The sequence below is a fragment of the Acidovorax sp. A1169 genome (genome assembly GCF_030704685.1).
Classification (GTDB): domain Bacteria; phylum Pseudomonadota; class Gammaproteobacteria; order Burkholderiales; family Burkholderiaceae_C; genus Acidovorax.
Window position 1 is genome coordinate 188,382 of sequence record NZ_JAUZDX010000009.1, and the last position, 12,136, is coordinate 200,517.

The 12,136-nt window shown below is 68.6% G+C and carries 10 protein-coding genes; 7 read left to right on the forward strand and 3 right to left on the reverse strand.

Going from position 1 to position 12,136, the window contains the following annotated elements; translation table 11 throughout:
- Positions 1 to 6: 6 nt before the first annotated feature.
- The gene (locus QYL93_RS16770) at positions 7 to 1,413 is read right to left on the reverse strand and encodes an esterase-like activity of phytase family protein (protein ID WP_305744683.1); all 1,407 of its coding nucleotides are present in this window, start codon (positions 1,411 to 1,413) and stop codon (positions 7 to 9) included.
- Between the two features lie 191 nt (positions 1,414 to 1,604).
- Between QYL93_RS16770 and QYL93_RS16775 the strand changes: the two genes are divergently transcribed.
- From QYL93_RS16775 to QYL93_RS16790, 4 genes are all read left to right on the forward strand, one after another.
- Entirely contained in the window at positions 1,605 to 3,251 is a 1,647-nt protein-coding gene (locus tag QYL93_RS16775) for a DUF4139 domain-containing protein (protein ID WP_305744684.1), read from the forward strand.
- An 11-nt stretch (positions 3,252 to 3,262) separates the two neighbouring features.
- On the forward strand, positions 3,263 to 3,793 hold the full coding sequence (locus tag QYL93_RS16780) for a phosphatidylglycerophosphatase A (protein ID WP_305744685.1): 531 nt from the start codon (positions 3,263 to 3,265) through the stop codon (positions 3,791 to 3,793).
- Between the two features lie 65 nt (positions 3,794 to 3,858).
- A complete protein-coding gene (locus QYL93_RS16785; protein ID WP_305744718.1) occupies positions 3,859 to 4,278 on the forward strand; it encodes a CinA family protein in 420 nt (139 codons plus the stop codon).
- A gap of 101 nt (positions 4,279 to 4,379) precedes the next feature.
- A complete protein-coding gene (locus QYL93_RS16790; RefSeq protein ID WP_179683129.1) occupies positions 4,380 to 4,871 on the forward strand; it encodes a nuclear transport factor 2 family protein in 492 nt (163 codons plus the stop codon).
- A 30-nt stretch (positions 4,872 to 4,901) separates the two neighbouring features.
- Here the strand turns inward: QYL93_RS16790 and QYL93_RS16795 are convergent, their stop codons facing one another.
- Positions 4,902 to 6,398, reverse strand: a complete 1,497-nt coding sequence (locus tag QYL93_RS16795; protein WP_305744686.1) for a SulP family inorganic anion transporter — start codon at positions 6,396 to 6,398, stop codon at positions 4,902 to 4,904.
- A gap of 138 nt (positions 6,399 to 6,536) precedes the next feature.
- Positions 6,537 to 7,388 carry a UPF0149 family protein gene (locus tag QYL93_RS16800; RefSeq protein WP_305744687.1) on the reverse strand — a complete coding sequence of 284 codons (852 nt, stop codon included), beginning with the start codon at positions 7,386 to 7,388 and terminating at the stop codon, positions 6,537 to 6,539.
- Positions 7,389 to 7,557: 169 nt separating this feature from the next.
- Between QYL93_RS16800 and QYL93_RS16805 the strand changes: the two genes are divergently transcribed.
- From QYL93_RS16805 to QYL93_RS16815, 3 genes are all read left to right on the forward strand, one after another.
- Entirely contained in the window at positions 7,558 to 9,306 is a 1,749-nt protein-coding gene (locus QYL93_RS16805) for an FMN-binding glutamate synthase family protein (RefSeq protein WP_305744688.1), read from the forward strand.
- Positions 9,303 to 10,139, forward strand: a complete 837-nt coding sequence (locus QYL93_RS16810) for a hypothetical protein (RefSeq protein WP_057268508.1) — start codon at positions 9,303 to 9,305, stop codon at positions 10,137 to 10,139. Before QYL93_RS16805 ends, QYL93_RS16810 begins: the two co-directional genes overlap by 4 nt.
- Before the next feature lie 257 nt (positions 10,140 to 10,396).
- Positions 10,397 to 12,133: an ABC transporter ATP-binding protein/permease gene (locus QYL93_RS16815; RefSeq protein WP_305744719.1), complete on the forward strand. Its 1,737-nt coding sequence runs from the start codon at positions 10,397 to 10,399 to the stop codon at positions 12,131 to 12,133.
- Positions 12,134 to 12,136: the final 3 nt, after the last annotated feature.

Here is a 12,136-nt window from a genome sequence, read left to right on the forward strand (position 1 = left end):
GCAGGATCAGAACAGCGGAGATATCGGTTTCACCACATACAGCATGTTGCTGTCGGGCTTGCCGTCGTACAGGTACTTCTGCTTGATGCCGCCCAGGTTGTCCGGGGCGATCACGAAGTCGGCATCGTTGATGATGGCCAGGCGGTTCGCGTCGATGACCCACATGCCTTCCAGCTTGTCGTGCGGGTACTTCTGCGAGGCAACGGCGTCATAGGCCAGCACCTTGGTGATGGGCTTGATGCCCAGCGCGGCCAGCTGCGCCCAGCCGGCGGCGTAGTTGTCGGCGGTGCCGCCGTCCTTGACCACCAGCTCCAGCGTCTTGCCATCGACCAGCAGGCCGTTGGCGGCATTCACCGTGAGCGATGCGTTGGCACTGCGCAGGGCGGTGTTGGAGCGGTCCACGTTGGTCGCCTGGCCGATGTCGATCTTGTAGATGTTCTTGCGGACCACCCCGGTGTCGATGCCGTAGAACTTGGTGTCGCGCTCGACCACCAGGAAGCTGGTGGCGGAAAGGGCTGCGATCTCGGAGTTGGCCAGGCCCGCCGCATCCTGGCGGTACAGGTATTGCGCCGTGGCACCGGTTTCGATGTTCACCGTGATGAGGCGAACCAGGTTGATGCTGCCCACCGCGCTGCTGGGGTTGTACAGGTTCGATTGCATCATGCCCACCAGCGTCTTGCCGTCGGGCGTGATGGTCAGGCCTTCCATGCCGCGGTTGGGCCAGCGCGTGGACAGCTCGGCCGGCAGGGTGCGCCCGGCTTTGTTGCGCGGGTCGGCCGCAAAGGGGTTGATGCGCTCGATTTCCTTGCCCGTGGCGTCGAAATGCACGATGTGCGGGCCGTATTCGTCACTGATCCAGAACGTGCCGTCCTTCAGCGCCACCAGGCCTTCGGAATCGAGCCCGCTTTCATCGAAGCCCTTGATTCCATCGCCGTCCGGGTCCAGTGACACCACGCTGCCGTTCAGGTTGTAGGGTGTCTCGCCGGTGCCGCCGAATTGGCGGTTGGGCAGGCCGGTGATCGGGCGTCCCTTGGGGTCTTTGAGCAGGATGGTGCTCACCAGCTCGGCCCTGCCTTCGGGCGTGAGCTTGAACAGGCCGATGCGCGGCGTGTACTCGGGCGTGATGAAGATGATGCCCGAGGGCGTGCGGCTCGGTTCGGTGGCGGCGTTCGGGCCGCGGTCGCTCAGGCCGTAGAAGTAGCCTTCCAGGGTGGGGTGCGGCGTCATGGACGAACCGTAGCTGCCGTTGCGCAGCTCGGTCTTTTCGGCATTGTCCACCCGGCCCATCACCTCATAGGGCAGGCTGGTGCCACTGGCGCCGGGGTACTGGAACCCGTCGTCGGAGCCCCCGCAGGCGACCATACCCAGGCCCAGGGCAAGAATGGACAGGGCATGGGGAATGAAATGCGTCATGGTTGTTGGAGTGAGAATGGAAGACTTTTCGAGGGTATGAAGGCTGCGTGACAATCCCATGAATCCACCAAGGTTGGCGCTGTTGATCGCCCATGCGCCGCCGCACGACGGCCTGCATTTGCGCTACAAACGCTGAAACAGACCCCGCGCTGCCGCCCTCGGCGCGCCCCGAACCACACCAGGAGGCATCCTTGACCCCTACCACCGGTTTCGCCGCCCGGCTCGCCGTCTGCGCCAGCCTGCTGCTGTGCGCTGCGGGCACAGCGCTCGCGCAGGACACGACCCACTCCCGCATCTCCCGCGTCACCGTTTATTCCGGCAGCGCCACCGTGGAGCGAGCGGCCAAGGTGCCCGCGGGTGCGCGCAGCTTCACCTTCACCTGCCTGCCCGCCTCCCTCGATGCGCAGAGCCTGCAGATCAATGCCGATGCCAGCGTGCGCCTGGGTGAATTCAACGTGCTCACCGAGGACCGCGACGTCGCCCCCGCCTGCGCCAGCCCGCTGGACGGCCGCATCCGTGAGCTGGAGGACCAGATCGCCGGCGTGAAGGCCGAAACCGGGGCGCTGGACCTGGTGGACAGCTACCTCAAAGGCGTGGCCAGCAGTCGGGGCACGGGCGATGAAGCCCCCGGCGGCCGTACACAGCACCCCACGCCGGCGCAGATCACCGCCATGGCCGAGGTGCTGCGCAAGTCGGGCCAGGACGCACTGGCCCGCACGCACCAGTTGCGGCGCAAGCAGGAGGCGCTGGAGTTGGCCTTGAAGCCCCTGGTGGCCGAGCGCAACCGTGTGGCCAGCCAGCGCGCGCGCGTGGTGTCGGTCAGCATCAACCTGGCGGCCGAGCGCGAGGGCGAGTTGCGCCTGTCCTACCAGGTGCGCGGCCCCGGCTGGCAGCCGACCTACCGCGCCACGCTGGACCCGGCCAAGGCCACCGTGCTGCTCGAACGCCAGGCCCTGGTGGCACAGAACAGCGGCGAAGACTGGAGCAATGTGCAGCTCGTCCTCTCCACCGGCCAGCCGGGACGCGCCACCCAGGGCCGCCTGCCGCGCCCGTGGACGCTGGACGTGGCCCCGCCACCGCAACCCATGACCATGGCGGCTCCGGCGATGGCCATGGCCCCTGCCGCGCCTCCCGCCCCTGTGGCTCGGGAGCGGGCCATGGCAGAAGAGGCCATGCCCAGCTTCGACGTGAGCACCACCGACAAGGGCTTTGCCACCGAGTTCGCCGTGCCCCAGCGCATCACCGTGCCCTCGAGCGGCCAGCGCGTGACACTGGCGCTGGGCAACCACACCAGCAACGCCACGCTCATCACGCGCACGGCCCCGGCCGTGGAAGACGCCGCTTACCTGGTGGCCGACATCGCCACGCCGCCCGGCGTATGGCCGGCGGGTGCCGTGGGCCTGTACCGCGACGGCGCCTTCGTGGGCACCGGGCGGCTGGACTTCGGCGCGCCCAGCACCGCACCTGCAGGCAGCACCAGCCTGTCGTTCGGCAGGGACGAACTGGTCACCGTGCGCGCCGAGGCCCCGCAGGACCTGACCGGCGCCACGGGCTTCACGGGCTCGCGCACCGAGCGCCGCACGCGCCGCGCCTATAGCGTCGAGAACCGCCACAAGACCGGCATCACGCTGCAGGTGCTGCATGCGGCCCCGGTCTCGCGCAACGAGAAGATCGAGGTCGAGTCGCGCTACCAGCCGCAGCCCGCCGAAATGGCGTTCAACCGCACGCCTGGCACGGTGGCCTGGCAGCAGCCGCTGGCGGCAGGCGCCACGGCGCAGTTCAGCGCCGAGCACACGGTCCGCTACGCCAAGGAACTGCAGCTGCAGGAGCGCCAGTGACAGCCCCCACCATGGATCCGACGGCCCCCCACACTCCGTCTGCACCGCGCCGCGCCACGGCGGCCTTCATGCTCTCGCACCCGGCCCACTGCATCGCGCTGGGCTTTGGCGCGGGGCTCTCGCGCATCGCCCCCGGCACCGTGGGCACGCTCTGGGCCTGGCTGGCCTTCCTGGCGCTGCAGCAGTGGCTGAGCCCTCTGGCCATGGGCCTGCTGATCGCCGCCAGCACGGTGGTGGGCTGGTGGGCCTGCACGGTGGCGGCGCGCAACCTGGGCATCGCCGACCCCGGCAACATCGTCTGGGACGAGGTGGTGGCCTTCTGGCTGGTGCTGTGGCTGGCCATGCCCATGGGCTGGTGGGGGCAGCTCGCTGCGTTTGCGCTGTTCCGCTTCTTCGATGCCGCCAAGCCCGGCCCCGTGGCCTGGGCCGACAGCCTGTTCAAGGGCTTTGGCTGGCGTGGGGGCTGGGGCATCCTGTGGGACGACTTCGTGGCGGCCTTCTGCACGCTGCTGGTGATCGCACTGTGGAGGTTCTGGTGGTGAACGATCCCAAGGCACAGGCCACCCTGCTGGCCGACATCGCGGCCAGGCTGCTCGCACGCGGGCAGATGCTGGCCACGGCCGAGAGCTGCACCGGCGGCATGATCGCCGCAGCCTGCACCGACCTCTCGGGGTCGAGCCAGTGGTTCGAACGCGGCTTCGTGAGCTATTCCAACGAGGCCAAGGCCGAGCTGCTGGGCGTACCACCCGCATTGATCGACGCCCACGGCGCCGTGAGCGAGCCAGTGGCCCGCGCCATGGCCGCAGGCGCGGTGGCGCATTCGCGCGCGCAGGTGGCCGTGGCCGTCACCGGCGTGGCAGGGCCCACGGGCGGCAGCCCGGCCAAGCCGGTGGGCACGGTGTGGTTCGGCTGGGCCGTGGATGGCGCCGTGCACACCGAACTGCAGCAATTCCCAGGCGACCGTGCCGCGGTGCGCCATGCCACCGTGGCGCACGCGCTGCAGCGGCTGCACCACTACCTGGGTTGACGCGGCAAGCGCGTCGCCCAGGCGCCAGCGGGCCTGCACAGCGCCGGTGTAGCATTTGCCGCCCGGGCTCCAAAGCCCGCATTGCCCCTACCGGAGCCTCCATGCACCCCAACGCCCAGACCCTGCAGCGCTTTTACACCGCCTTCGGCCAGCTCGACCATGCCACCATGCAGGCCTGCTACGCGCCCGACGCCAGCTTCGACGACGAGGCCTTCTCGCTCAGGGGCCGCGAGCAGATCGGGGGCATGTGGCGCATGCTGGCCACTGCCACGCGCAAGAACGGCGCCGAGCACTGGAAGCTCGAGTCGAGCGGCATCGAGGCCGACGACAAGGGCGGGCGCGCGCACTGGGAGGCACACTACCTTTTCAGCGCCACGGGGCGCAAGGTGCACAACATCATCGACGGCACGTTCACCTTCACGCCCGAAGGCCTGATCGCCACGCACCGCGACCGCTTCAACTTCTGGCGCTGGTCGCGCCAGGCCCTGGGCACGCCCGGGCTGCTGCTGGGCTGGTCGCCTTCGCTCAAGCGCAAGGTGCGCAGCACGGCGGCGGGCAACCTGGCCAAGTTCCTCGCGCAGGAAAAGAAGTAAGCCGGCGCAGGCTGCGGCAGCAGCCCGACCTCAGCCGCTGCGCGGCGCCGAACCCATCCGGTCGACCAACACCGCGCTGGCCTGGTTGAGCCCCAGCACCTGCACCGTGCAGCCATGGTGCTGCAGGCGCTGCACCACCTTGTCGAGCGCTGCCACGGCGGTGACGTCCCAGAAATGCGCGCCCGAGACGTCGATGCGCACGGGCCGGCCTTCGGCGCCCAGGATGTCGAAGGCGTCGATGAAGGCATCCGCCGAGGCGAAGAACACCTGGCCCGTGACCTGCCAGGTGCGCAGGCCGCTGGCTTCGTCGTCCGTTGCGCGCACCTGCAGCATGCGCGCCACCTTGAAGGCAAAGAACACGCCGCTGAGCAGCACGCCCACGGCCACGCCGGCCGCCAGGTTGTGCGTGAAGAGGGTCACGGCCACCGTGGCCAGCACCACGGCGCTGGACATGCGCGGGTGGCGCACCAGGGTGCCGAGCGACTTCCAGTCGAAGGTGGAGGCAGACACCATGACCATGATGGCCACCAGGGCGATCACCGGCACCTGCGACACCCAGGGCTTGAGCACCACCATGAGGATGAGCAGGAACACGCCTGCGAACAGCGTGGACAGGCGCCCGCGCCCGCCGTACTTCACGTTGCCCACCGCTTGGCCGATCATGCCGCAGCCGGCAATGCCGCCGAACAGGCTGGCTGCCACGTTGGCCACGCCCAGGCCGGCGCATTCGCGGTTCTTGGAGCTCGGGGTATCCGTCATTTCGTCGACCACCGCGGCGGTCAGCACCGATTCCAGCAGTCCCACCATGGCGATGGCCAGCGCGGGCAGCGCGATGATGCGCAGCGTGTCGAGCGCCAGCGGCACCTCGGGCAGGCCGAACAGGGGCAGGGAATCGGGCAGCTGGCCCAGGTCGGCCACAGTGGGCAGCGGCAGGCCCATGCCAGAGGCCAAGAGCGAGAGTGCCACCACGCAGATCAGCGGCGAAGGGATGGCCGTGAGCGCGCGCCAGCCCAGGCGCTGGCCCAGCGCAGGCAGTCCGTAGATGATGGCCAGCCCCAGGCCCAGCATGGCCCAGGTGGCCGTGCCCGCGCCGGCAAGGTGCGGCAGCTGCGCCGAGAAGATGAGGATGGCCAGTGCATTCACGAAGCCGGTGCGCACCGAGCTGGAAACGAAACGCACCAGCACGCCCATGCGCAGCAGCCCGAAGGCCAGTTGCACCACGCCCGCCAGGATGCCCGCAGCCAACAGGTACTGCAGCCCATGCGACTGCACCAGCGGCGCCGCCACCAGGGCAACGGAGCCCGCCGCCGCCGAGACCATGGCCGGTCGCCCGCCCACGAAGGCGATCACCAGGCTGATGACGAAGGAGGCAAAGAGCCCCACCGACGGGTTCACCCCCGCGACGAAGGAAAAGGCGATGACCTCGGGGATCAGTGCAAAGGTGGCAACGGCACCAGCCAGCAGTTCGCGTGGAATGCTGACCGGCGCCCATTCGGCGCGCAGGCGGGACAGGGTGGAGGCGTTCATGGGGCAGCCGCACGCCGCAGGCGCGCTCGGTCAACGGGGACAGGAAAGAAAAAGCAGGAAACACACCCAAGGGCGCCGCGCCCGTGGAAGCGACACACCGCAACCGCGTGCGCCGCAGGGAAAGGGCTCAGCCGCCGCTCAGCTGGCGCCGTGGCACTTCTTGTACTTCTTGCCGCTGCCGCAGTGGCAGGGGTCGTTGCGGCCGGGCTCGGGGGCCTTGCGCAGGGTTTCCACGCGCGGGCCCATGCTCTTCCAGATCTGGCGCAGGTCGTACACGGCCCAGATGGCCTCGCCGAAGGCCTCTACCCGGGCCTGGCTGGTGCTGGGCGGGCCGTTCTCGTCGAACATGCAGACTTCGGGCTTGCCGGTGTCGTCCTCGGTCAGGGAAACGATGCTGTCCAGCGCGTCGTTGAGCCATTGGGCGGCCTCCTTGTCGCGCGGGGCGGCCCAGTCCTCGGGCCAGTTTTCCACGGCGAACATGAAACCCAGCGCCCAGACCTGGCCGAACGAGGGAATATCCTGCTCATCGGAGTCCATCTCGGCGCGTTGCTCTTCGGTCAGGCTGGCCACCGCGCCGCGCATGTCCATGGCCTCGGGCTGGAAGGTCTGATCGTCGTCCAGGCGGTCGACCTTGGCATCGAGCTGGCGCACCACCTCGTCCCAGCGGCGTGTCCACAACTCCAGGAACCGCGCCTGCTGGGCTGCATCGGCAAACGCCGGCAGCAGCGGCAGGGGCTCGCCCTCGACCACTTCGAGTTCGGCGCCATCGCCCAGCAGCATGGGCAGGTACTCGGCCGGCGCGATGGGGCGGCGGTTGCAGATGACGGCGGTCATGAAGCCATCGCAGAACTCCCACTGGGGAATCTCGTCGCCGCGCGTGCGCAGGTCGTCAAGGAGGTTGTCGATCTCTTCGAGCTCGTCAGGGCCCAGGGCCGGGGCCAAGGCAGCGGTTTCGGGATCGGTTTCGGGCTTTTCAATGGGGTCGGTCATGGCGGGGCTCCGTGGTGCGGCTGCTGGAAGCAAAGTTTTACTTTTATGATGCGCAAGGCCTGCGCCCGAGCGCAACACCCGGGCACAGTGCGGTGGGCGGCAACGCCACCCGTGCAAAGGCGGCCAGTGTAGCCCTCCCGCTTCGCCCGCAAAAGAACCAGGACACCCGATGATCCACCAACTCAACTCCCTGTACCCGGTGCGCTACACGGCCTTTGCACTGTGCGTGCTGGGCCTGCTGGCGGCGCTCTGCGCCCTCGTGGTCTTCGGCCCGAGCCTGGCGCTGGTGCTGGCCCTGGGGGCTTTGGCGGCGCTGGTGGCCGTGGGCGTGTACGACCTGCGCCAGACGCGCCATGCCATCCTGCGCAACTACCCGGTCATCGGGCACATCCGCTTCATGCTCGAATACGTGCGCCCCGAGGTGCGCCAGTATTTCATCGAGAGCGACAGCGAGGCCGCCCCGTTCTCGCGCGCCCAGCGCTCGCTGGTCTACCAGCGCGCCAAGGGCGAGCCCGACAACCGGCCCTTCGGCACGCACCTGGACGTGGGCGCACGGGGCTACGAATGGGTGAACCACTCCATGGCGCCTTCGCACCTCACATCGAGCGACTTTCGCGTATGGATCGGCGGCAGCCCCGATGCGCCCTCGCCCTCCGTGTCGCCGTGCACCCAGCCCTACCACGCCAGCGTGTTCAACATCTCGGCCATGAGCTTTGGCGCGCTGTCGGCCAACGCGGTGCTGGCGCTGAACAAGGGCGCGCAGCTGGGTGGCTTTGCCCACGATACGGGCGAAGGCTCCATCTCGCAGCACCACCGCGTGCACGGAGGCGACCTGATCTGGGAAATCGGTTCGGGCTACTTCGGCTGCCGCAACGACGATGGCAGCTTCAGCCCCGAACGCTTTGCCACGAATGCGCAGGACCCGCAGGTGAAGATGATCGAGCTCAAGCTGAGCCAGGGAGCCAAGCCCGGGCACGGTGGGGTGCTGCCCGCAGCCAAGGTCACCATCGAGATCGCGGCCGCACGCGGCGTGCCCGTCGGCAAGGACTGCATCTCGCCCTCGCGGCACAGCGCGTTCGCGAGCCCGGTGGAGATGATGCAGTTCATTGCCCGCCTGCGCGAGCTCTCGGGCGGCAAGCCCACCGGTTTCAAGTTCTGCCTGGGCCACCCCTGGGAGTGGTTTGCCATCGTCAAGGCTATGCTGGTCACCGGCATCACGCCCGACTTCATCGTGGTGGACGGGGCCGAGGGCGGCACGGGGGCCGCGCCCGTGGAGTTCAGCGACCATGTGGGCGCACCGCTGCAGGAAGGCCTGCTGCTGGTGCACAACACGCTGGTGGGCGTGAACCTGCGCGAGCGCGTGCGCATCGGCTGCGCGGGCAAGGTGATCACAGCCTTCGACATCGCGCGCATGATGGCGCTGGGTGCTGACTGGTGCAACGCCGGGCGCGGCTTCATGATGGCGCTGGGCTGCATCCAGGCGCAAAGCTGCCACACCGGCCACTGCCCCACCGGCGTGACCACGCAGGACGCGCAGCGCCAACAGGCCCTGGTGGTGCCCGACAAGGCCTCGCGCGTGGCGCAGTTCCACCACAGTACCCTGCATGCGCTGCAGGAGCTGGTGCAGGCCGCCGGCCTGCAGCACCCCAAGGACATCACAGCCCACCATATCGTGCGCCGCATCAGCGATACCGAGGTACGTCTTCTGTCCAACCTGATCACGCGCATGCAGCCCGGCGCCTTGCTGGGCTCGCTGGAGGCGCAGCACAACGTGTTCCGCCTGTACTGGCCGCTGTCCAGCGCGCACAGCTTTGCCGCCAGCGAACCGGCGCTGGAACCGTCGGTGCCCCACCATGTGGAAGTGGCCCACGCGGCCGTGGCCGCCGTCAGCGATCTGCCCGCCAACGCCGCCGTATGACGATGGAGGCAGGCAAGGTTCCTGACAGCAACCCCGGCAGCAACACCGTCGATTACGCGGCCTACCTGCGCCAGCAGCTCGTGCAGCAGCAGTTCAATGTCGCCAGCTACCGGCTCGGCGAGGAGCAGGTATGGCTCAAGAAGGCCGGTGCACCCCACGGCCCGGGCCGCTACCGTGCCATGGCGGCAATGGCTGCGGTGCTGCGGCTGGAAGTGCTGCGCCCGGTGCCCAACCGGGGCGGGCGCGAAGCCATCGCCACCGAGGTGCGGCGCCTGCGCGACCTGCAGGCGCGCGGCCTGCGCGTGCCCACCGTGCTGGCAGCGCAGGAGGATGGCTTTTTGATGCGCCACCTGGGGCGGCCCGCGCAGCAAACTCCCTCGCTGGGCAATGAAATCGACCATGCCGTGTCCGCCGGGCCCGCCGCCGTGCTGGCGCTGTGGCAGCAGGGCCTGGTGGCCATTGCGCAGGTGCACGCCAGCGGCACCTGCCTGAGCCAGGCGTTCGCGCGCAACCTCGTGCGCTGCCCCGATCGCGTGGTGGGCTACATCGATTTCGAGGACGACCCGGCCGCCGTGCTGCCGCTGCCGGTATGCCACGCGCGCGATGCGCTGTGCTACGCGCACTCCACGGCCATCTACCTGCGCTTGGTGGGCGCGCTCGACGACGCCCGCGCGATGTGGACAGCCTGGATCGCGTCAGGCAGCCCGGAGCTGCAGGCCATGCTGGCCACCAGCATCGGGCGCATGGGCTGGATGCAGCACCTGCCGCAAAACCGCAAGCTTGGCCGCGACATGCAGCGCGTGCGCGCGGCCTACGACCTGCTGCGGCCTTGAACCATGCCCGCGGGCATGGGCTGCGCGCAAAGCGGGCCCGTCCTTAGCGGGCTGTAGGCATTGGCTGACAGAGGCAGACCGGCCGCCCGCCTATCGTGCAGGCGGTGCTCCCGTTTGCCTCCTTTTGCCTGTGCCTTATGTCTACTCCTGCCGCCACCCTTTCAGCACCACCCGCTCCCGCATCGCCGCCGCCGGCCGCGAAGAAGCCCCGCCGCCGCCGCCCTCCTACCCTGTCGCTCTCGGCATGGAAGCAGTTCATGAGCGTGGCCCGCCCCTACTGGATGGGCGAGAAGAAAAGAACGGCCTGGGGCCTGCTCGCGCTGCTCATCGGCCTGATGGTCTGCGAGACGCAACTGGCCGTGATGCTGATCGACAAGACCGGCGAAATGACCTCGGCCCTGGCCGCCAAGCAGGCCGACCGGTTCTGGGACGCGGTGCGCGCCAGCCTCATCGTGCTGGCCTTCGCGGTGCCGGTGTACGCCTTCTACTACTACATGCGCGACGCGTTTTCCAACCACTGGCGGCGCTGGCTCACGCACCGCTTCCTGGATGGCTACCTGGGTGAGCGCAAGTACTACGAACTCGGTACCGGCAGCGACATCGACAACCCCGACCAGCGCATCAGCGAGGACATCAACACCTTCACCGGCCGGTCCACGCACTTCCTGCTGATCTTTCTGGGCTCGCTGATGCAGCTCGTGGCGTTCAGCGCAGTGCTGTGGTCCATTTCCAAGGTGCTGGTGGCCTTTCTGGCGGTGTATGCGCTGCTGGGAACCTTCGGCGCGCTGTACCTGTTTGGCGCACCGCTGATCCGACTCAATTTCTGGCAGATCCGGCGCGAGGCGGACTTCCGCTTCGGGCTGATGCGGCTGCGCGAGAACGCCGAGTCCATCGCCTTCTACCGCGGCGAGCCGCAGGAGCGCGCGCAGATCGACCACCGCTTCGAAGCCGCCTTCACCAACTACGCGCGGCTCATCAAGAAGCAGCGTTCGCTCAACCTGTTCCAGCGCTCGTTCAGCCAGCTCACGCTGGTGCTGCCGAGCATCATCCTGGCCAATGGCGTGCTTTCGGGCGAACTCGAGGTGGGGCGCGCGATCCAGGCGGCGGGCGCCTTTGCGGCCGTGCTGGGCGCGGTCTCGCTCATCGTGGATAACTTCGAGAGCCTGAGCCGCTTCGTGGCCGGCATCGACCGGCTGCACGCGCTGTCGCAGATGGTCCTCAAGACACCTGCCGCCCCCACCCCCTGGGCCGAGCCGGCTGCGACGACGCTGCCTGCCAACGGCACCGCCAGCGCAGCACAGGCGCCATCAGAACCTGCGCCGCAGATTGCCACGCGCATCGGCGAAGCCATGGCCATCGAGGGGCTCACGCTCTACACGCCTCAGTTCGGCCGCCTGCTGGTGCAGGACCTGTCACTGCAGCTGCAAACCGGCGATGCCCTGCTGATCACCGGCCCCAGCGGCTGCGGCAAAAGCTCGCTGCTGCGGGCCATTGCAGGCCTGTGGCGCACCGGCAGCGGTGCCGTGCAGCACCCGCCGATGGAGGATGTGTTCTTTCTGCCCCAGCGCCCGTACATGCAGATGGGTACGCTGCGCAGCCAGATCATTTACCCCATGAAGGAAACCGACCTGGCGGACGAACGTTTGCTCGAGCTGTTGCAGGAAGTGCAGCTGGAGTCCTTGGCCGAACGCGTGGGCGGGCTCGACGCCTCGCACGACTGGGAAAAGCAGCTGTCCATCGGCGAGCAGCAGCGCCTGGCGTTTGCCCGAGTGCTGGCGCGTGCGCCGCGCATCGTGATCCTGGACGAAGCCACCAGCGCCCTCGACAGCGCCAACGAGGCAGCGCTTTACGAGCGCCTGCGCGCCAATGGCACCACGCTGATCAGCATTGCCCACCGCCCGGCCGTGCTCAAGCACCACACGCATGTGCTGGAGCTCAAGGGCGAGGGCGCGTGGCAGGTGCACGCGGCGGGCGATTTCAGCTTCGACCGCTGACGG

What these genes read in the sequence shown, in the direction of transcription:
- QYL93_RS16770 (WP_305744683.1), bottom strand. Translation starts at nt 1,413, where the DNA reads ATGACGCATTTCATTCCCCATGCCCTGTCCATTCTTGCCCTGGGCCTG.
- QYL93_RS16780 (WP_305744685.1), top strand. Translation starts at nt 3,263, where the DNA reads ATGGATCCGACGGCCCCCCACACTCCGTCTGCACCGCGCCGCGCCACG.
- QYL93_RS16785 (WP_305744718.1), top strand. Translation starts at nt 3,859, where the DNA reads ATGCTGGCCACGGCCGAGAGCTGCACCGGCGGCATGATCGCCGCAGCC.
- QYL93_RS16790 (WP_179683129.1), top strand. Translation starts at nt 4,380, where the DNA reads ATGCACCCCAACGCCCAGACCCTGCAGCGCTTTTACACCGCCTTCGGC.
- QYL93_RS16795 (WP_305744686.1), bottom strand. Translation starts at nt 6,398, where the DNA reads ATGAACGCCTCCACCCTGTCCCGCCTGCGCGCCGAATGGGCGCCGGTC.
- QYL93_RS16800 (WP_305744687.1), bottom strand. Translation starts at nt 7,388, where the DNA reads ATGACCGACCCCATTGAAAAGCCCGAAACCGATCCCGAAACCGCTGCC.
- QYL93_RS16805 (WP_305744688.1), top strand. Translation starts at nt 7,558, where the DNA reads ATGATCCACCAACTCAACTCCCTGTACCCGGTGCGCTACACGGCCTTT.
- QYL93_RS16810 (WP_057268508.1), top strand. Translation starts at nt 9,303, where the DNA reads ATGACGATGGAGGCAGGCAAGGTTCCTGACAGCAACCCCGGCAGCAAC.
- QYL93_RS16815 (WP_305744719.1), top strand. Translation starts at nt 10,397, where the DNA reads ATGAGCGTGGCCCGCCCCTACTGGATGGGCGAGAAGAAAAGAACGGCC.